Annotated in this window: 19 protein-coding genes and 1 riboswitch; of the genes, 11 read left to right on the top strand and 8 right to left on the bottom strand. The window is 69.0% G+C overall.

What is annotated here, in order from left to right; all coding sequences use genetic code 11:
* Nucleotides 1-578: 578 nt before the first annotated feature.
* The 4 genes from ACQP1S_RS21020 to ACQP1S_RS21005 all read left to right on the top strand — a co-directional run bounded on the left by ACQP1S_RS21020 (nucleotide 579) and on the right by ACQP1S_RS21005 (nucleotide 3038).
* Nucleotides 579-1301 carry a VanZ family protein gene (locus ACQP1S_RS21020; RefSeq protein ID WP_432898183.1) on the top strand — a complete coding sequence of 241 codons (723 nt, stop codon included), beginning with the start codon at nucleotides 579-581 and terminating at the stop codon, nucleotides 1299-1301.
* On the top strand, nucleotides 1186-1617 hold the full coding sequence (locus ACQP1S_RS21015; RefSeq protein WP_432898180.1) for an ATP-binding protein: 432 nt from the start codon (nucleotides 1186-1188) through the stop codon (nucleotides 1615-1617). Before ACQP1S_RS21020 ends, ACQP1S_RS21015 begins: the two co-directional genes overlap by 116 nt.
* 133 nt (nucleotides 1618-1750) lie before the next feature.
* A riboswitch (cobalamin riboswitch) is annotated at nucleotides 1751-1947 on the top strand.
* Nucleotides 1948-1984: 37 nt separating this feature from the next.
* Complete coding sequence (bluB, locus tag ACQP1S_RS21010) at nucleotides 1985-2629, top strand: 5,6-dimethylbenzimidazole synthase (protein WP_432898177.1); 645 nt, start codon at nucleotides 1985-1987, stop codon at nucleotides 2627-2629.
* A 73-nt stretch (nucleotides 2630-2702) separates the two neighbouring features.
* A complete protein-coding gene (locus ACQP1S_RS21005) occupies nucleotides 2703-3038 on the top strand; it encodes a hypothetical protein (protein WP_432898174.1) in 336 nt (111 codons plus the stop codon).
* Nucleotides 3039-3702: 664 nt separating this feature from the next.
* Here the strand turns inward: ACQP1S_RS21005 and ACQP1S_RS21000 are convergent.
* Complete coding sequence (locus ACQP1S_RS21000) at nucleotides 3703-4302, bottom strand: GrpB family protein (RefSeq protein WP_432898171.1); 600 nt, start codon at nucleotides 4300-4302, stop codon at nucleotides 3703-3705.
* Between ACQP1S_RS21000 and ACQP1S_RS20995 the strand changes: the two genes are divergently transcribed.
* Nucleotides 4274-4720 (top strand): transposase, encoded by a 447-nt coding sequence (locus ACQP1S_RS20995; protein ID WP_432898168.1) that lies wholly within the window; start codon nucleotides 4274-4276, stop codon nucleotides 4718-4720. The two genes, ACQP1S_RS21000 and ACQP1S_RS20995, sit on opposite strands and share 29 nt — an antisense overlap.
* Nucleotides 4721-4777: 57 nt before the next feature.
* On the opposite strand, the gene ACQP1S_RS20990 is transcribed toward ACQP1S_RS20995, so the two are convergent.
* Nucleotides 4778-4906: a hypothetical protein gene (locus ACQP1S_RS20990; protein ID WP_432898165.1), complete on the bottom strand. Its 129-nt coding sequence runs from the start codon at nucleotides 4904-4906 to the stop codon at nucleotides 4778-4780.
* 579 nt (nucleotides 4907-5485) lie between these two features.
* Here ACQP1S_RS20990 and ACQP1S_RS20985 point away from each other — a divergent pair.
* The gene (locus tag ACQP1S_RS20985) at nucleotides 5486-6163 is read left to right on the top strand and encodes a hypothetical protein (RefSeq protein WP_432898162.1); all 678 of its coding nucleotides are present in this window, start codon (nucleotides 5486-5488) and stop codon (nucleotides 6161-6163) included.
* Between the two features lie 103 nt (nucleotides 6164-6266).
* Here the strand turns inward: ACQP1S_RS20985 and ACQP1S_RS20980 are convergent, their stop codons facing one another.
* The 5 genes from ACQP1S_RS20980 to ACQP1S_RS20960 form a co-directional block, all read right to left on the bottom strand.
* The gene (locus tag ACQP1S_RS20980; RefSeq protein WP_432898159.1) at nucleotides 6267-7064 is read right to left on the bottom strand and encodes a TIGR03943 family putative permease subunit; all 798 of its coding nucleotides are present in this window, start codon (nucleotides 7062-7064) and stop codon (nucleotides 6267-6269) included.
* Nucleotides 7061-8002 carry a permease gene (locus ACQP1S_RS20975; protein ID WP_432908172.1) on the bottom strand — a complete coding sequence of 314 codons (942 nt, stop codon included), beginning with the start codon at nucleotides 8000-8002 and terminating at the stop codon, nucleotides 7061-7063. Before ACQP1S_RS20975 ends, ACQP1S_RS20980 begins: the two co-directional genes overlap by 4 nt.
* A gap of 188 nt (nucleotides 8003-8190) precedes the next feature.
* A complete protein-coding gene (locus ACQP1S_RS20970; RefSeq protein ID WP_432898156.1) occupies nucleotides 8191-8796 on the bottom strand; it encodes an IS630 family transposase in 606 nt (201 codons plus the stop codon).
* On the bottom strand, nucleotides 8775-9266 hold the full coding sequence (locus ACQP1S_RS20965) for a helix-turn-helix domain-containing protein (RefSeq protein WP_432898153.1): 492 nt from the start codon (nucleotides 9264-9266) through the stop codon (nucleotides 8775-8777). The genes ACQP1S_RS20970 and ACQP1S_RS20965 overlap by 22 nt, the downstream gene beginning before the upstream one ends.
* Before the next feature lie 402 nt (nucleotides 9267-9668).
* Nucleotides 9669-12980 (bottom strand): S8 family serine peptidase, encoded by a 3312-nt coding sequence (locus tag ACQP1S_RS20960; RefSeq protein WP_432908170.1) that lies wholly within the window; start codon nucleotides 12978-12980, stop codon nucleotides 9669-9671.
* Nucleotides 12981-13616: 636 nt separating this feature from the next.
* Between ACQP1S_RS20960 and ACQP1S_RS20955 the strand changes: the two genes are divergently transcribed.
* Nucleotides 13617-14006 carry a Fur family transcriptional regulator gene (locus ACQP1S_RS20955; RefSeq protein WP_432908167.1) on the top strand — a complete coding sequence of 130 codons (390 nt, stop codon included), beginning with the start codon at nucleotides 13617-13619 and terminating at the stop codon, nucleotides 14004-14006.
* 482 nt (nucleotides 14007-14488) lie between these two features.
* Here ACQP1S_RS20955 and ACQP1S_RS20950 read toward each other — a convergent pair whose 3' ends face one another.
* On the bottom strand, nucleotides 14489-14626 hold the full coding sequence (locus ACQP1S_RS20950; protein ID WP_432898150.1) for a hypothetical protein: 138 nt from the start codon (nucleotides 14624-14626) through the stop codon (nucleotides 14489-14491).
* A gap of 65 nt (nucleotides 14627-14691) precedes the next feature.
* Between ACQP1S_RS20950 and ACQP1S_RS20945 the strand changes: the two genes are divergently transcribed.
* The 4 genes from ACQP1S_RS20945 (at nucleotide 14692) to ACQP1S_RS20930 (ending at nucleotide 18260) form a co-directional block, all read left to right on the top strand.
* Nucleotides 14692-15528: an alpha/beta fold hydrolase gene (locus tag ACQP1S_RS20945; protein ID WP_432898147.1), complete on the top strand. Its 837-nt coding sequence runs from the start codon at nucleotides 14692-14694 to the stop codon at nucleotides 15526-15528.
* Complete coding sequence (locus tag ACQP1S_RS20940) at nucleotides 15521-16111, top strand: TetR/AcrR family transcriptional regulator (RefSeq protein ID WP_432898144.1); 591 nt, start codon at nucleotides 15521-15523, stop codon at nucleotides 16109-16111. Before ACQP1S_RS20945 ends, ACQP1S_RS20940 begins: the two co-directional genes overlap by 8 nt.
* 103 nt (nucleotides 16112-16214) lie before the next feature.
* The gene (locus tag ACQP1S_RS20935) at nucleotides 16215-17480 is read left to right on the top strand and encodes a low temperature requirement protein A (RefSeq protein ID WP_432898141.1); all 1266 of its coding nucleotides are present in this window, start codon (nucleotides 16215-16217) and stop codon (nucleotides 17478-17480) included.
* Nucleotides 17481-17570: 90 nt separating this feature from the next.
* Nucleotides 17571-18260 (top strand): DUF998 domain-containing protein, encoded by a 690-nt coding sequence (locus ACQP1S_RS20930; protein WP_432898138.1) that lies wholly within the window; start codon nucleotides 17571-17573, stop codon nucleotides 18258-18260.
* The last annotated feature ends 352 nt before the right edge of the window (nucleotides 18261-18612 follow it).

Raw genomic sequence — 18612 nt, 5'->3', positions numbered from 1 at the left:
AGCACGAATCCACTCAACGGGAGTGTCGGCCGCAAGAGGAACCCTTGGTCCAGGGCTCCGCTGCATGGTGCTTGAGTGACCTCGGCTCCGCTGTCCGCGTCCGCCGGTCCGCCGAGGATGCCGAGGCCACCGTGGGTCGGCCGGATCCGGTATCCGGTCGACGTCAGGGTGTGGGTCGGCTCTCGCTGGTAGCGCTGGTGTGCTGCCCCGTGCACGCGGTGGGAGCTACCAGCGCTTCGTCCTCGGTGAGCGTTGCGCTCACGGGCCCTCGCCGATGCGGAAGCCGTGGTCAGGAACATGGGCGGGCTGGATGAGGTCAGGTTGACGACAACGTGCAGATACCGGACCTCCTCCTGCGGCAGGAGGCTGCGATCACCGGCGCGCTCGTCACCCCGCCACCAGACAACGGCGGCTGACGGTCTCTGCGCCGAGTGCATCATCTCGCCGTTGCTGTGCCGTCCGGCAGTTGGCAGCAGGGCTACGGGCCGGGGCGCGGACGACGGCGCTCGGCGCGTGTATCGCGGACGTATGGAGAATCGCATACGCCACCGCAACGGGCCGCCGGCTTCGATGGGGGCATGGACCACAGCACATCCCCGTCGGTACCGTCCCGTCTCGTCCGCCGGATCCTGCCCGCCGGCCTGGCTCTTCTCGGGTTGGCGGGCGTGGCGTTCGTGGTACGGCGGCCGCTCCTGATGTCCGCTCCGAGGTGTCTGGCCGGGCGGTGGCACGGCTGCTACGACACGTTCAACGGGGTGGTGCTGATGATGTTGGTGGGGCTGCCGTTGGCGGCCCTGGCGGTGTGGGCGCTGGCGCGCTGTCGGCGTGCTGCCGGCGTCGTCCCGGTGTGGCGGCTGTCGCTGGCCGAGGTGGGCATGGTCTACGGGACGGTGCCGTTGGTGTGGATGACCCTGATGCCGGGGGCGGCGGCGGGACTCGGCCCCGGTCGGGTGAGTCTGGTCCCGTTGCGGGACCTGGTCACGATGGGGCCGGTCGGGATCGGCGGCAACCTGCTGATCTTTGCGGCGCTGGGGTTCTTCGCCCCGGTGCGGTTCGTGGCGTTCGCCTCGATGCCGCGGATCCTGGCGCTCGGCGCGGGCTGCTCGATCCTGGTGGAAACCGCCCAGTACGTCCTGTGGCTGGACCGGGTGTCGTCGGTGGATGACGTCCTGGTCAACGCCACCGGTGCCGTGCTGGCCGGGCTGGCGTCCCGCCACTGGTGGCGTACCCCGGCGGAGGCACGTCGGACCAGCCTTGCCCCCGCACCAGCGGCTCCGCCGAACTCCTGCTCCGGATGGTGACGAACCTCGTGCAGAACGCCATCGTGCACCACCTTCCCGCCGACGGCTCCGTGACGGTCCACACCGGGGCGCACGGCGACAGGAGCCTGCTGCGGATCGGGAACACGGCCGCCGGCTCCCACCCGCACTGGTGTCGACCTTCACCGAACCCTTCCAGCGCGGAACGGAACGCGTACGCACCGACGAACACGCCGGTGTCGGCCTCGGTCTCGCCATCGTGCACAGCATTGTCCGCGCCCACGCCGGGACCCTCGACCTCGTGCCCGACTCCCACGGAGGTCTCCTCGTCACGGTTCGGCTTCCCGGTACGCCGTAGCACCCCCGCCGAACGGTCCACAGGTGCCCGACGAACATCAGCTGTGACAACTGACGAGCGCCCGCTGTCGCGGGATCCTGCGCCGACCCGAGCGCCTCGCTCCACCTGTCCCTTCAACCTCTGTAGCATCGTCGGCGGCATGATCATGCGAGGTGCCCCGCGTGCGGGGAGAATCGGGAAGCCGGTGTGAATCCGGCACGGGCCCGCCGCGGTGACCGGGGAGCCACCGTCCATGCGCGAGGAGCGCAGCCACTGGCCGTAGGGCTGGGAAGGCGGACGGGCTGGCGTCGATCCGGGAGTCCGAAGACCGGCCTCGCGTCGACCGCCCACCCGTCGGGGGTGGGCCGAGCGCAGCGGGAGCCTGCCTGTGGAACTCTACGATGCCATCCATCGCCGCCGGGACGTCCGGGCCCAGTTCACCGGGGGGCCGGTGCCGGCCGACACCCTGCACCGGATCCTCGACGCCGCGCACGCCGCGCCCAGCGTCGGCTACTCGCAGCCGTGGGACTTCGTCCTGGTCCGTGACTCCGCCGTCCGTCGCCGGTTCCATCGGCACGTGCAGGCCGAGCGGGTCAGGTTCGCCGCCACCCTGGACGGCGCGGCGGCCGAACGGTTCGCGCGTATCAAGATCGACGGGGTGCGGGAGTCGACACTGTCGGTCGTCGTCACCTACGACCCGCAGCGCGGGGGCCCGGCCGTGCTCGGGCGGCACGCGATCGCCGACGCCGGCCTCTACTCGGTCTGCCTGGCCATCCAGAACTTCTGGCTCGCCGCCACCGCCGAGGGGCTGGGCGTCGGGTGGGTCTCCTTCTACCGGGAGGCGTTCCTCGCCCACCTGCTAGGCGTGCCGGCCGGCATCCGGCCGGTGGCCTGGCTCTGCGTCGGGCCGGTCACGCACCTGGAGGCCGTGCCCGACCTGGAACGGCACGGGTGGCGGCGGCGCAGGCCCCTCGCCGAGGCGGTGCACCAGGACCGCTGGTCGCAGCGGGTGACTGATCGACCGAACAGCTAATTCAGGTACGTCTATGCGGTGGCTAGGCTGGCGTTGCCTTGAGTCATCGCTCGGCTACGTCAGGAGGAGTTCCATGCGTACCACCGTCAAGGTCCTGGCGGCGTCCGCCCTTAGCGCCCTGAGCCTCGCCGCCGCCACCCCGGCCCTCGCCGCCGCCCCGGCGCCCTTCTGCGAGTCCGGCGCATCACAGTTCTACTGCGACGGCAACAGCACCGGCACGACGACCTGGAGCATCACCTGGTACTCCGGCAGTGTCGGCACCTTCACCGCCGGGTCGACCCTCTTCGCCGCCTGCCCGGCCAGCAACCTCGGCCACCCGGTGCAGGCCAGCTACAGCTACTTCGACGGCAGTACGACCCAGTACAGCGGCACCACCCAGTTCATCTGCCGCGGCGGCCCCTGGCAGTAGAGCCATCCCGCGTCCGGCGTGCGCGTGACCCACGCGCACGCCGGACAGGCTCTGATACTCCGGCCGCACCTTCCTGGTCTGGAATTGCGGCAGCTCATCAGCATGATCGACGTTTGAGGCGTGGGGGCCGTGACCGACGTTCGGCGACCGTATCGATCAGCTCGAACCCGGGCTCGACGCGCTCCACCAGAATCGACGGCCGCAGCCGTGAGTTCCCCCGCTTTGATGGAGCGGTGGTTACCTGCTGCCGGCTGGCGCAGGGGTGGCGATAGGTGGTTCGTCTGGCTGTGCCAGGCGGTCTCGTATTCGTTCGGGCCGAGGTAGCCCAGTTCCTTCTGGATACGGCGGGTGTTTGTACCAGCCGTCGAGGTAGGTGAAGATCGCGTTCTCGGCCTCGTCGCAGGTCCGCCAGGACGTGCGGTAGCTCAGTGTGGACCAGAAGTTCTCCATCAGGGCGTCGTAGCTGTCGCCGACGGAGCCCCTCGATGGCAGGATCCCGTTGTCCTGCAAGCGTTCCGCGAAGCGGAAAGACGGGTAGTTGGCGGCGCCGGTCGCACCGGCGACGCACGCCCGCTTCTCACGATGAGTAACTGGTGGGCGTGGGTGTCGTCCGAATCGCGGCAGAAGCGGATGCGGTGCGAGCCGGCCAACGGGCAGCCAGTCCTCAACGGTCGACGCCGCCCGGGTGCCAGCCGGTGGCGGTAGCCCATTCCTCCGCGATGGTCACGACGAGGTCGACCACCGGGTCTTTGACGTCCGTGTAGACGTCCAGGTCGCCGACGGCGGCGGCCAGAGTGCCCTTGAACCGTGCGTACGCTGGCACTGCCGGCGGGTGCGCCCTGAACCAGTCCCGGAACAGCAAGGCGAGCCGCTCATTCGGTGAGCCTGCGAGCCGACAATGCAGGTTGACATGCCGCTCACCGGCGCTTCGCTTGTTCCAGTACCGCTTGGCCCACCTATCTGGCGGGTCGTCACGACCGGCCGGAACATGGTCTCGCTCGTATGGTCGTCGGCAGAATCCGAGGGCGGCCAGTGGTTCATCGAACACGGCTGCGGCGGCGTCGAGGTCAGCGACGCTGACCTGCAGGTCTAGCACCGGCTTGGCTGCCATGCCGGGGATCGAGGTGCTGCCGATGTGATCCACCCGCCGCGCCGCCGGACCTAAAACGGCCTGCAACTCGTGGATGAGCGCGGCTCCCTGCTGCTGCCAGGCTGGGTCAGGCGCAGCGATGAACGTGGAGGCGAGAGAGTCTGGAACGAACACGGGTAGCAAGGTAACGCAGCGACGGATCTACCGGCGCTCCAAGGAGGCAGGCAAGGAACTCAAGGAACTGGTCGCCTCCACCGGCACCACGCTGATGGATCTGCACGGCATCGGGCCGTCCGGCGCCGCCCGGCTGCTGGTCGAGGCCGGTGACATCACCCGATTCCCGAACCGGGCCCACTTCGCCTCCTGGAACGGCACCGCCCCCATCGACGCGTCCTCCGGCGAGCAGGTACGCCATCGGCTCTCCCGTGCCGGGAACCGGCAGATCAACCGGGTGCTGCACACCATGGCCACCGTCCAGCGCCGACACACGGCTGCCCGAATCGGAACGCTGATCGCGCAGCGGCCGGCCTCGGAGCCAGGCCATCACCCACCCGGGCGGCAGATGGTCATGATGGTCTTCCGGCTGTTCTGATACGGCGATGACGGCATCATTTGTCGGTGCCGCCATCGCCGCCGGTGTGGCTGTCGGTCACTTGAGCCAGGGCAGGCGGCGGACGATGGGAAGCCTGCCCCACACCCCGCCGAACCCGAGGGTGTCACCGGCGGCCGTGAGGGCGAGTAGACCCAGCACCCCGACGTAGATCAGGTGGTCGTCCATGAAGAGCTTCGGACCACGGCCACCACCCATACCAGCCATCTACCAACGAATCGACGACCCACCACACTGGATGATCCGCCACCGCGACCGGGCCTCCACCAGATGGGGCTGCCCCAGCCCGGCGCGATGCGCCGCATCCAGGTGCGCCGTCGCGGCCCCACCCGGCCGGCACCACCAGCCGTACATTCTCCGCCGGCCCGCCGGCCACCTGCCCAGCCTGCTCGGCGACCCGGCGCAGCGTCGCCGCCACCAGCAGCGCCGCCACCAGCAGCGCCGCCTCGACCTGCCGTCCATCGACGGCGAGGGCCTGACCGGCGAACCGCTGGGGCACCGCGACGAACCGCTGCGGCCCGCCGCGCCTGCTGCCCCGTCCACACATCCGCGTCCTCGGCCACAGTGCTTCTCACGTTGCTCTCGGCGCTCACAGTGGAAGGACGGCTCCAGATGAAACGCGCGTGCTACGCCCGCAACGCCGTTTCCGACGCCGGGATGAGGCCCTCGGGTGCATGCTGGGTGTCGACTGGCGGCGGAGGGCAGGGCTAGGCTGCGAGCAGGCATTCATCGACGCAAGGAGATGCCGTGTCGCGCCGTACCGGTAAGCCCTCCTACCAGTTGTCCGTGCCTGACACCCGCCGCCGTCGTCTGGTGCGTGTCGCCGTGCTCGTCGCGGTGATCGGGCTCGTGGGTGTTCTCGTGGGAGGCGTCGCCGGTTACACGGCTAGTCAACCGGACGGCGTCGAGGCGGCTATCGCCGACATACGCAAGGCCGAGGCGCAGCGTGACAGTCAGCAGATAGTCGAGCTGACGGCGACGGCCCGGCGGCTTCGTGAGGAGATTTCCCCCGTTCTCAGCGCCTTGGGGGCGGATGCTCCCATCAGCGGGCAACCGGGCCCCGAGCAGGCCCGCCAGTGGCGACAGACCATGCTGCGGGCGGCGGAGCCGTTCGCCAATCCTCCGTCGGGCACTACCGCCACCAATGTGGCGCGCGGCGGGCTGCGCAGCGCCGTGGAGCAGGCGTCCCTGGCTGTCGAGTCGTACTTCCTCGCGGTTACGGGCCCGCCCACCCAGCGGGCCGCCCTGACGGAGCTGGCGAAACGACAGGCAGTCCAAGCGGCAGCCGCTTGGTCCGTCGCGGCCACCCAGCTCGATCAGGTCAACATCGATGCCGGTCAAGGCCATCAGCATGTCTACCTGGACGCTGGCCCCGACGACGGCGCTCTTGCCCCAGACGGCGCGGCCGAAGGATCTGGGGGATGACCGATCGCCGGTAGGAGGCGAGGCAGCGGGTCTGCCTTCCTCGTTGGAGCGCGCAGTTCTTCGTGCCGCTCCGGCAGCCCCAGTCGTCCGGGGGCGCGAACGACTACTCGTACGGGTCCTTGGGGGCGGTCACCTGTCGCCAGGATTCGACGTCGATGTAGGGGATCTCCTCGTCGTTGATGGGGTCGTGGGTGATGCGGTCGGTGTAGCGGCCGGTGACCTGGATCCAGGTGTCGTTGGCCAGACCGGTGGGCGCGCTGCCAGCCATGCCGAGTTTGACCGGTCGACCGTCGGCGGCGCAGCAGGACAGGATCATGCGGGCGAGGATCGGCTGTCCGTCGGGTCCCGGGGTGATGAAGCCGGTGAGCTGGACCCGGCGGTTGCCGATCGACTCGCCCTTGTCGAACAGGGCGCGGGAGGCGTAGTCGAACACGGTGGTCGTCGCCGGATCGCCGGCAGGCAGGGGAGGGTAGTCGTAGTCCTGGTCAGCGGTGAGGGCGGTGCCTGCCTGGCCGGCGGCGTACGAGCCGAGGGCGGGTGGGGACAGGAGCAGCAGCCCGACAGCGGGAAGGATGAGCAGCCAGGCGACTCGTGGTTCGTGGTGGGTGTGTTCGTCGCGGAGATCTTCCGCCGTTGACCCGCTCGCGTTCTGTTCGGCGCTCTGCTGCCGCTTCCCGCTGGCGGGGTCCTCAGGGTCGTTGCGGTCATCGGGCGTGTCGGCGTAGGGGCGCAGTTCGTACCAGAGAGTCATCACCGCCGCAGCGATCAGCAGCAGGCTGGCGGCGATGAGGAAGGGCCGCAGCCCTTCCTTGACGTAGCGCAGGTAGAGGTCCGTGACGCTGGCACGCAGGACTGCGGCCCCGAAGAAGATCATGACGCAGGCTTGGGCCATCCGGTTCACAGCAGCACCATCCCGGTGATGACGGCGACAGCGACGGCCACCGTGAAGGTGGCCGGCGCGAATCGCGCGGCGAAGCGCCGGCCGAAGATGCCGGCCTGCATGGAGATGAGTTTCAGATCGACCATCGGGCCGACCACCAGGAAGGCCAACCTGGCCGTGAGGGAGAACTGCGACAGGGAGGCGGCGACGAACGCGTCCGCCTCGGAGCAGATCGACAGGAGGACCGCGAGCCCGGCCAGGGCGAGCACGGACAGCACCGGCTGGTCGGCGAGGGTCTGCAGCCACTGCTCGGGGACGACGACGTTGATGGTGGCCGCGGCCATCGCGCCGATGACGAGGAACCCGCCGGCGTGGACCACATCATGCCGTACGGCGGACCAGAAGGCTTCCCCGCGTCGGAGCCCGTCCAGGTCGGGTCGACGCGGGAGTCGGATCCAGTCGGCGCGGCCCAGTCGCAGCCAGAGCCAGCCCATGACCATCGCGACGATGAGGCTGGCGACCGCACGGGCGAGGACCATCTCAGGGTTGTGGGGAAACGCCACGGCCGTGGCGACGAGGACGATCGGGTTGATCGCCGGGGCGGCGAGAAGAAAGGCGAGTGCCGCCGCCGGGGTGACGCCGCGGCGGATCAGGGAGCCCGCGATCGGCACGGCCCCGCACTCGCAGCCGGGGAGGATCACCCCGGCGGCGCTGGCGACCGGGACGGCGAGGGCGGGGTGCTTGGGCAGGGCCCGGGCCCAGAACGAGCGGGGTACGAAGACCGCGATCACCGCGGAGAGCAGCACCCCGAAGACGAGGAATGGCACGGCCTGCACCATCACCGAGACGAACACCGTCGTCCAGGTCGCCAGCGACGGCGCGGACAGCAGTCTCGCCAGGGGGCCGCGCAGGAAGATGAGCAACACCAGCACGGCGCCGAGGATCTCGACTGAACCGATCCGGCCGACGAAGGGAAACGAAGGCCGGTGGCCATGGTCATGCTGAGCAGTGTCGAGGCCCGGCCGCGTGTCGTCTGCGTCGACGGGCGCGTCGGGGGCGGTGCTTGTGCGTGACGAGGTGGTGGGTTCGGATGCGGCCACGCCGCCCCCTTCTGTGCTCTGGGCATGTGGATACAGATCTTGAATGGTCAGGTTGTGTCGGGTTCGAGGGTCAGGCCGGTGTGGGCGAGGAAGCTGTCGAGTAGGTCGGTGCGGTACTGGATTCTCTTGAGGCGGTGTTTGATGATCGCCTGGAGGTGGTCGACGCCGGTCACGGCGAGGTTGCCGATGCTGCGTTTGAGGTGGGACCACACGGCCTCGGTGGGGTTCAGGTCCGGGGCGTAGGCGGGTAGTCGGATGACGGTCAGCCAGTCCCGGGCGTCGATCATCTGCCGCATGGCGGCGCTGACGTGGGTGTTCAGGTTGTCCCACACCAGCACGATCGGGCCGTCGAGTTGTTGGTGGGCGGCGTCGAGCAGGGCGATGTAGTCGCGTTCGCTGAAGCTGCGCCGCTCGTTCTTACGGCGGCGGTGCACGATCGTGCGGTAGATGAACCGGGACCGCTGCCCGGGCCGGTAGCAGGTCAGCCCGGCGATCGAGACCCGGCCGGAGCCCCTGCCCGACACCGGCACCACGGGGGTGTGTCCGCGTCGTCCCCAGGTGCGTGCCTTCGGAGGGCGCAGCGTCTGACCGGCCTCGTCCTCGAAGACCAGCCACGCCTGCCGCTGCGCCGCTACCGTTTTCCCGCCGGCCACGCCTCCCGCCGCCACGTGATGACCGCGGCCTCGTCCCGCTCGACCGCACGATGCGCGGGAACCTGCACCGACCAACCCAACCGATACATGATGTTCGCCGTCCCGCGCAGCGTGTACCGGGTGTGAAACATGCGGGCGACCAGATCCGACACCCGCGCCAGAGTCCACCGCTGATCACTACCGAACCCGTACGCCGCCGGCCCCTGCTCCAGGGCATCGGCCAGCCGCCGCAACCGGCCCTCATCCAGCCGACACCGAGACCCACCAGGCCCCTTCGACACCAGAGCCTGTTCACCACCAGCCCGCCACCGCTCACGCCACCCGTACACCGCGGTCTGCGACACCCGCAACCGACACGCGATCACCGACACCGACACACCCTCGGCGAACCACCCCGCCGCCTGCCGCCGTACCGCCTCACGCTTCGCCCGCCCCCGCGCGGACAACCCACCACCATCGGGATACCTCATCCCATCGAACTACCCCAACCCCACACCGCCACACAGCCCACATCGGACGAACCTGACCATTCAAGATCTGTAGCGTCAGTTCGGTTGCCTGCCCGTACCGGCGTTGGTGTAGAGCAATGTTCTTGCCCCGACCCCTGGCCCGCTTACCACCATCCACAGCGAAGCGAGTGTGTCGAGCGCGGTGTGCCTGCGTCACGACCACAGGGAGCCGAGCGCCTGCATCGGAAGCTCTCGACCGATGCAGATACCGCCTCCTGCTCGGATCCACCCCGGGAAGTCGGGCCCTCGACGGGTCCTCGTGGTGGCGGGTGTGACGGCAATGCCGTGGTGCTCTCCGGGTCGCGGGTGTGTGGGAGCCCATCCCACGAGATCGGAGACGGGCTCCCACGCGGTGCGCAAGGATCAGCTGACGGCGCCGATGGAAACGGCGCCGCGGCCGACGACCGCGCCGTCGCTGGTGACGACGGCCAACTCGCCGTACAGCTCGCGCCCGGCGCCCGGGGCGGACTGGGCGGTCACCGTCCCGGTGAGGGTGGCGGTGGCGCCGTTGGGCAGGGCGAGCGGGGTCGGCGGGGTGTTCAGCGCGCCCAGCGACGACGCCGAGAACGAGTCCCGGTAGTCGTAGGCGGTGCTGGTGTTCGGTCCGTCGACGGCGTACCCGTCGACGACGACCCGGTAGGTGCCCGCGGGCGGGTTGGCGATGGTGACCGCTTCCTCGGAGTCACCGTCGGCGGACTGGCCGACCTGCGCGTCGCCGCGGAACACCGTCAGATCCAGGTCGGCACCCAGGTTGGCCGTGTTGCCGATCCGGGCCGTGAACCTGCTGGCACCGGCTGGAACATCTACCAGGTACTCCTGCTGGGCGCCCTCGGCGATGGTCGGCCGCTCGGCGTGCACGCTGGACAGCGGACCGCCCTGGCCGGTCACCGCGACCGGGCCGAAGGTGTTGGTCAGCGTCCAGTTGGCCGGGGTCGGCGTTCCGGCGGTGACCGCCGGCAGTTCGATCACGGACGGCTCGACCTGTACGCCCTGCACTCGGGTCTGCAGCTGGAACGGGTTGTTCAGCGCCGGGGACGTCCGCCGTGCCTCCACTTCGACTTCCCAGACACCGGCGATCGGGTTCTGGTAGTCGCGCTCCTGCGGTTTGCAGGCGGCAGTGTCGGAGAAGTTGGTGTAGCAGGCGGTGCTCGCCGTGCTCTCCACCGGCACGCCGTAGGGGTTGATGGCGATGAACCGGGTCTGCGACCCGGTGGCGATGCCGGACAGGTTCACCTGCAGCGTGCCCGCGCCGGCCGGCACGGTGATGAAGTACGAGGTGAAGCCGTTGCGCGCCACCGAGCCCTCAGCCGAGAACGAGTAGCCGGGCTTGCTGACGGTGGTGGCGGCCACCACGACGGCGGAGACCTCGAAGTCGAGCACCGAGGTCTTCGGGTCGTCCACGGTCAGGATCGTGCCGTGCGCGCCGGTGGTCGACGGCTTGGCGGTGACCGGGATCGTGACGGTCTTGTTCAGTGGGAGCACGACCGTCTTGGGCGCGGTGAAGGTGCCGTCGTTGCCGCGCAGGGCCAGTTTGTGGTTGAGGGTGCCGGCTGGGCCGCTGGTCCGGGTGACCTTGACCGGGTAGGTGCGGCTCTGGCCGACCTTGTGCCCGCCCTCCGCAGCGGTGCAGCGGTTGTAGACGCCGGCACCGCGGTTCGGGTTCGGGACGAACCGGCTCAGGTCGCGGTCGTAACGGGTGAGGTTCTCCGACAGTTCGGTGCAGACCGGTGCGTCGGAGACGTACGAGCGGGTCTCGACGGTCTTGGCGAGCAGCTTCCACGCGCCGGGAACGTTGAACATGCCGTAGCCCTGCGCGTACGTCGCCACGCCCGCAATGGGCTTGGCAGAGGTGTAGATGGCCCGACGCAGCGCGGCCGGGGTGACACCCTTGTCGGTGGCCTTGGCGGCCGAGAGCAGCAGGGCGGCGGCACCGGCGGCCTGCGGGGAGGCCATCGACGTGCCGTTGAGCATCTGGTAACCCGGCGGCAGCGCGTAACCGGCCTCGGGTACGGGAATGCCCGGCTGCCAGGTCGGCGCGGTGGAGATCGCCGATCCGGGGGCGGCGATGTTCGGCTTGAAGCCACCGTCCTCGCGCGGGCCGCGGGAGGAGAAGTTGAACAGCGCGTTCTTCTTCGTGACCACCGCGCCGTAGTTGGCCAGCCAGGTGTCCTTGCTGATGCTCGCGGCGACGCTGACGACGTTCTCGGCGACCGACGGGTCGCCGACGGTGTTCAGACCCGGTCCGGAGTTTCCGGCGGAAATGAACATCTGCACGCCGTAGGTGGTGATCAGGTCGTTGTAGAGCTGCGCGCGGGCGTTCGCGCCGTCGTTGAGCGTCGGAAGGCCGCCGATGGACATGTTGACCACATCGACGTGCCGGTTGATGACCAGGTCGGCCATGCCGGTGGTCAGTGCCGCGGCGGTGCAGCCGCCACCCCAGGAACAGGCCCGGGCGGAGACGAGTTTGGCGCCGGGCGCGGCACCGTCGAAGGCGGTGTTGCCGAGCATGTCGTTGGCGGCGGTGATGCCGGCGACGTGGGTGCCGTGGGTGGACTCGATGATGCCGATGTTGACGTAGTCGGCGTACGGGCCGGGCGTGCCGTCGCTGGGGTCGATGTCGACGTCCTCGCGGTACTCGACCACGAAAGGCATCTGGTCCCGCACGGCGGTGGCGGGGTTGTCGGTGCCGAAGTGCCCGATGTCGAAGCGTTCCCGGTACGGGCGCATCAGCGTCTCGTCGGTGAAGCTGTTGTCCTGGTCGACGTCGACCCAGACGTCGTGCGTCTGCGGGTTGTACAGCACGCCCCACACGTCGGTGGTGTCCCCGTCGCGGTTGACGTCACCCGCCGGGTCGCTGTCAGAAGTGATCGACTCGCGGAAAAGGTTGAACGTATAGGTCCCCGCCGGCGCGGTCCACGTGGCACCGCCCGCGCTGAAGGAGGGGCCGGTCACCTCGGTGACCATGCGCCGCCAGGTGAAGTCGTTCTCGGTCACCGGGTCGGTGGCGGTGACCCAGTCGACGATCTTCCGCTCACCGGTCGTGGTCTTCTGCAGCGCCGGCTGATCCAGGTCGATGCCGGAGTCCATGATGCCGATGGTCACCCCGCGGCCGTCCCACTGCGGGTGAGCGGCTTTGAAGGACTCCGTGCCGGTCTCGTTGGTCGGCATGTACGGGTTCACCGCGCCGGTACCCGCGCCGGGACCGCTGAGCGTCGCGCCCTGCGCGGCGGCCTTCGCACCGGAGGCCGCAGCACCGGCGGCCGGGTCCGGTAGCGGGATGACCTCGTCCAGGTCGATGGCGGCGACGCCCGGTAGCCCGGCGGCCTTGAGGACCTTGCTGGTGGGCACTGTGGCCAGGACGTAACCGATCTGGTCAAACCGCCGGTTGACCGCGCCGCCGAGGGCCTCCACGCCATCGACGACAGCCTTGCTCTGGCCCTTCTTGGCGGCGACGATCAGGGTGACCGTCGGCGCGTGCTTCGCCTCGGCCTGCGCGAGCAGCTTGGCGTCATGCGAGCCCAACGCCTCGGCGGGGGTGGCCCCATGGGCGTCGGGGGTGGAGGGAGCGGCGCTCGCGGTGGCGGCACCACCCGTCACGGTCATGGCACCGGCCGCCAGGACCGATGCGAAGAGCGCGGCGGAGGTACGCCTGCTCAGGTTGCGGGGTCTACTCACGTTCTCTTTCCTCCAGAGAACAGGGCCCTGAGATGACAGGGCACGCGTGAGCGATCCTTCGTGGTGTTGGTAGTCGATGTCGATAGGTGGCTCGACGTTGTGATCTCCCCGTGACATCGCCAGCTGACCCGTCATCTTCGCGGCGAGGTCGGCCACCATGCCCTCGAAAGACAGTTCCCTGACCAGAGTCGGTCATGGCCACGCCACGGGTAGTCCGATGTCGGATCGTCGCTCACCGACCGGCGCGTGCCGGGGTGGCGCGGATGTCATGCAGAGCGAACGGCGCTTGATGACATCGACTGGGCAGACTTCACCCGCCAGGCCGACGCCGCCAAGCTCCGCCGGGAGGTTCCCTGGGGAGACAACTTTCCGTCAGCGTCGCCGCACTGTCGTTTGTGCTGCTTATCAGTAATAGTTTCGGTTTTCATCACCGTACCCCGTCTGGGTCGTGCTGCGGCCGCGCGGGGCTGATCCGCGCTGCCCGCAACGGCGGAGAGGTGGGCCGGGGAGATGGCCCGGCGGCGTATCTGCGCAACGACGCATAGTGGTCCGACGGCAGCGAGGCGACGTGTCGGAAGCGGCAGGCCGGCGGCGCCCGAAATCACGGGAGGGTGGGCGGCCACGGTGGACCAGGTGATGCCGAATGTGACCTGGAACACCCGGCAGCGGGCAGAGGTGCTGGCGCTGTTGCGCGAGGTGGAGGGCTTCCACTCGGCGCAGCAACTGCACCAGATGCTGCTGGCGCGTAAGGCGGGAGTCGGCCTGACCACCGTCTATCGAACGTTGCAGTTGCTGGTGGAGGCCGGTGAGATCGACTCGACTCGGCTGCCGGGCGGCGAACAACTCTTCCGCCGGTGCGGCCAGAGCAAGCTCCACCACCTGGTCTGTCGACACTGTGGGCGCACGGTCGAGGTGGCCGGACCGGCCGTGGAGCGGTGGGCGGACCAGGTTGCCGCGCAGCACGGGTTCGTCGATGTCGGGCACACCTTGGAGATCTTCGACACGTGCGACGGGTGCGCGCGCTGAGCGATCGACGGATCGTTTTGAGGCTGGGGCGGAAGTCTGGGAAAGCCGCGCCCTGGTCGCTCCGCGGCGGCCGACGTCGCCAGGCTGCGCTCGCCCCGTACCCTTCTCCAACTTCCTGCAAATATCTACTGTTGTCGATATCCGTCGCAGGAGGGGTGCTTCTGGAAGGCGAAAGCCTGCCGGCGTGGCACCTTACCCAGGTGCCACGCCGGCAGGCTTTCGCCTGGCCGGCCTGAGCCCTTGCGGCCAAGGACCTTCACGTGCCCTTGCACGTGCCTCGATCATGAGGCCGGTCACCCATCAGGCGGGTTCGCAGCGGAGTGTGGTTCCTGCGGTTGCCTCTTGGTCTTCGGTCCGCCCGGCGTGCCTGGGTGTAGTCAGCAACAGGCTTTCTGCCCGATCAGTGGCATTTCACGTCGGGTCCGGCCCGCCGTCACTAGTCGGTCTGCCGGGTCGCTGGGTCGGCGTGTCCCGCCTGAAGCTCATGCGGGGTGAGGATCGGCGATGCGCAGCCCACTGATACGGCTGAGATCAACTGCCGTCACCAGCGGGCTGAGCAGGCGCTTTGCGCTGGATTCACCGCTGTTGTCTTCAAGGGTCGAACCGTCGAGGAAGATCACTTGACATAACTGGTTAACGCCATTAACTTACAGGAAGTGCCGTTAACCAAACCTGGAGGTCGTCAGTGACCGAGTACTTGAGCATCGCCGGCAACAAGCTCGCCTATGAGGTGTCCGGGCGGGGCCCTCTCGTGGTCCTGGCGCACGGGATCGGCGACAGTCGGCACTCCTACCGTTTCCTCGCTCCGGCCCTGGCCGGCGCGGGTTACCGGGTCGCCAACGTCGACATCCGCGGCTGCGGCGATTCCAGCCTGGGCTGGGACGGCTACAGCCGCACCGACATCGCGGGCGACCTCGTCGCCGTGGTGCGCCACCTGGGCGGGCCCGCCGTGATCATCGGCCAGTCGATCAGCGGCGGTGCGGCGACCATCGCGGCGGCCACCGCGCCCGATCTGATCAACGGCGTCATCGAGCTGGCGCCGTTCACCCGCGTACAACCCCTCGATCTCGGCGGGCTGATGCGGGTGAAGCGCTTCCGGAGCGGCTACAGCCAGATGGCGCAGGTGATGGTCCTGGGGCGTCTGGCGAGCTGGAAGAAATACCTCGACGTGGCGTACCCGGTCAAGCCCGCCGACTGGGACACCGAACTGGCGCGTATCGAGGCGAAGCTGAACGAGCCCGGCCGGATAAAGGTCCTGCAGGCCATGTGTAAGACCAGCCCGACCGACGCCGGCGCGCAGCTGGCCAACGTCACCTGCCCGGTCCTGGTCATCGAGGGCAGCCTCGACCCCGACTGGGCCGACCCCCGCGCCGAGGGCGAGAAGATCATCGCCGATCTGCGCAGGGGCGTCGGCGAACTCGCCATCATCGAGGGTGCCGGTCACTACCCGCACGCCCAGACACCAGATCAGGTCCTCGCGCTGGCCCGGCCTTTCCTCGACAAGACGTTGGCGAATGCCTAGGGCCCGGCTCACCCCGCTGTCGGTCACCGAAGCAGGCGCCGCCCTGATCGACGAGATCGGCTTCGAGAACCTCAGCATGGGCCTCCTCGCCGAACGGCTCGGCGTCAAGACCCCCGCGCTCTACAAACACGTCACCAGCCAGGCCGATCTGGCCCACCGCATCGCGGTCCGGGCCATGGCCGAGTTCGCTGACGCCATTCGCGACGCCATTCAGGGTCGGGCCGGCAGCGATGCCCTCGCCGCCGGCGCGCAGGCGATGCGGACCTACGTGCGGGAACACCCCGGCCAGTACGCGGCCGCCGATGCTGCTTCCCGCCCCACCGGGCCCGACGACCCGATCATCCCCGCCGTCGAACGGGTGGTCGCCTCCTGGGCGGCCATGCTGCGCGGCTACCACCTGGACTCCAGCCAGGAGATTCACGCCCTGCGGATGCTCCGCAGCGTCCTGCACGGGTTCTCGACCCTGGAAGCGGCCGGCGGGTTCCAGATCGACGCACCTGTCGACGACAGCTTCACCTGGATGGTCAGCTTTCTCGACCGCGGCCTGCGCGACATCCCTACGGGCAGCGCCCCCGTCAGCTGACGGATCGTCGATGGCGCGACCCGACCATCTCATCCCGGAGGTCCGACATCAGCATCACCCGCGTACCCGTGATCACCGCGACGTCACCACTCGGCCGCCGGTGGTGAACATCGACGAAGAGTCCAGAGACAGGGTCGAGCGGCACGCGAGCTGGGCCGAGCTGTTCTTCGATCTGGTGGCGGTGGCCGGCGTGGCCGCGCTGGCACACGTGCTCGGGCCTGAACTGGACGCGGTGGCGCTCGGTCTCTACGCACTGCTGTTCCTGGCCCTGTGGCTGTCCTGGACGACGTTCATGCTGTACGGCAACGTCGCCGCCGGCCAGACCCGCGTGCTGCGACTGATGGTCGGCATGTTCGGCCTCGGGACCATGGCCGCGTCCGTGCCAGGAGTGGCGCACACCGTCCTCGGGCACGGCAGCGACATCCGTCCGCTCAACGTCTTCGCCATCGCCTACATCGCCACGCGCATCTACGGATCCAAGTCGTGGCAACGCGGCGCAGTGCTGCTGGACTTCCCGGTGGTGCAGTACTCGGCGGGACTGCTGCCCTGGGTCGCCTCACTCTGGGCCGACGAACACTGGAAGCTCGCGCTCTGGGCCGCAGGAGTCAGTCTCGACCTGCTGCTGATCGTGGTCCTGTCCGGCAGCCGGATCCTTCAGCGGGTCCAGTCGTACCTGACCGCGCCGGCACGCACTCGGCGTCGGCCACGAGCAGGGGGCCGCCACGACGCCACGGGACCCGTCATGCACGGAGTGTCGGTCGATCCGGCCCACCTCTCCGAGCGGCTGGGCCTCTTCGTGATCATCGTGCTGGGCGAATCGGTGGTGCAGGTCGTCGCCGCCGCCAGCGAGGCACGGTACGACCTCGGCCTGCTGGCCACCGCAGTCGCATCCTTCATCCTGCTGGCCGGCATGTTCGGCCTGTCCGTCGTCTACGGATCCGCCGGCCTGCCGCACCTGCGCGCCGGCCGGATCCCCACCCGCGCAGCCCTCGGCCTGCACTGCCTGGTCACCGGCGTCGTCGCCACCATCGCCGCACCGCTCGCACTGGTGGTCCAGCACGGCTCCGACCCGCTGTCCGGCCCAGGTCGCTGGCTGCTGTGCGGCGCGGTCGCAGCCTACTTCACCCTCGGCGTCGTCACCGGCGTCGCCAGCCACAGTTCCGACCTGCCAAGGACGGTCTCACGGGTCACCACAGGCATCGCCGCCCCGCTCCTACTCGGACTGCTCGCCACCAACGTCAGTGGCCGCACGCTCGTGGTCTACCTGGCCCTGATAGTCCTGGCCCACCTCTGGTTCGAACGACGACTGACGCCGATCCAGGCTGCTCCCACTGATGAAGCGCCACCGGCCGCGCCTGGTGGCTCATGAACCCTTCCGGTGCGGTGACCCGGCCCCTGACACACCTCTCCCGCCACACGTGACCGACCAATCGGTCACCTAGACGGAACGGATCACATCATGAAGATGCTCCGCACCCTCGCCGCTGCCACCTTTCTCCTGGGCCTGGCGATCTACCTCGCCGCCGAGGCGATCACGGCCGCGGCATGGAAGTCACCTCGCTACAGCTACGCCGACAACTGGATCAGCGACCTCGGATCCGCAACATCCGGGGTGTTCCAGGGCCGCGAACTCCACTCGCCGCTGCACGTCGTCATGAACTCCGGATTCATCGTTCAGGGCATCCTGTTCGGGATCGCCACAGTGCTGCTATCGCGGACGATCAGCGGGCGGCGTACCTTCACCGCCGTGACGGGGGTCGTGACCATGATCGGCTACATCCTGGTCGGGACCTTCCACGGTTCCCTGCAGGCGCAGCAGAACGGCACGCTTCCCCTGCACTTCACCGGAGCAACGCTGGCAATCGTCGGCGGGAACGTGCTTGCCCTCGTCCTGGGCATCCACTGGCGAAAGACTCCCGAGACGCGGCTGATCGGCCTCGTCAGCATCGTCGTCGGAGCATTCGGCCTGGTCTCCGTAGTCGCTCTCTTCCTCACCTTCGATGCCGGCCTGCCCTCGGGTGCGATCGAACGCGGCTCCGTCTACACCATCGTCATCTGGCAACTCGCCGTCGCCATCGCACTCCTCCGCAACCGGGCCAACTCTGGCGCACCCCGCGTCGCCGCGACCAGCTCATCCAGAGGCAACTGACCGCCGGCTCCACAACGCCGATCAACGACCAGAACCCAGCCCCAGGTCCGAAACCGCCACCACATCCGGTGAATCGACCCCGGTTTCCCCGACGCGAGGGATCGCTTCGGGGAAACCGGGGCAGCTGCTGCGGTACCGCAACGGGCAGCCGATCACCTACCGGCGCTACGACCACCTGTGGGTGCGCCTCGGTGAGCACCTGCCGTGGGGTGCACGTGCCGCAGACCAGCAGCACTGGTTGCGGCACACGACGTCGACGTGGGTCGAGCGGAACGTCGGCTACGCCGTGGCGCGGGCATACGCCGGGCACTCCGACAGCGGCAGCGATGTCGGACCACCAGCACGTACGTCC

It is taken from the genome of Micromonospora matsumotoense, from assembly GCF_050951065.1.
Lineage (GTDB): Bacteria > Actinomycetota > Actinomycetes > Mycobacteriales > Micromonosporaceae > Micromonospora > Micromonospora matsumotoensis.
The sequence above is the reverse complement of the archived record's forward strand: the minus strand, read 5'-3'. Positions and strand labels throughout refer to the sequence as shown.

Coding starts and splice junctions, on each gene's coding strand:
- ACQP1S_RS21020 (WP_432898183.1), top strand. CDS start 579: ATGGACCACAGCACATCCCCGTCGGTACCGTCCCGTCTCGTCCGCCGG.
- ACQP1S_RS21005 (WP_432898174.1), top strand. CDS start 2,703: ATGCGTACCACCGTCAAGGTCCTGGCGGCGTCCGCCCTTAGCGCCCTG.
- ACQP1S_RS20990 (WP_432898165.1), bottom strand. CDS start 4,906: ATGGACGACCACCTGATCTACGTCGGGGTGCTGGGTCTACTCGCCCTC.
- ACQP1S_RS20965 (WP_432898153.1), bottom strand. CDS start 9,266: ATGAGGTATCCCGATGGTGGTGGGTTGTCCGCGCGGGGGCGGGCGAAG.
- ACQP1S_RS20955 (WP_432908167.1), top strand. CDS start 13,617: ATGCCGAATGTGACCTGGAACACCCGGCAGCGGGCAGAGGTGCTGGCG.
- ACQP1S_RS20930 (WP_432898138.1), top strand. CDS start 17,571: ATGAAGATGCTCCGCACCCTCGCCGCTGCCACCTTTCTCCTGGGCCTG.
- ACQP1S_RS20940 (WP_432898144.1), top strand. CDS start 15,521: ATGCCTAGGGCCCGGCTCACCCCGCTGTCGGTCACCGAAGCAGGCGCC.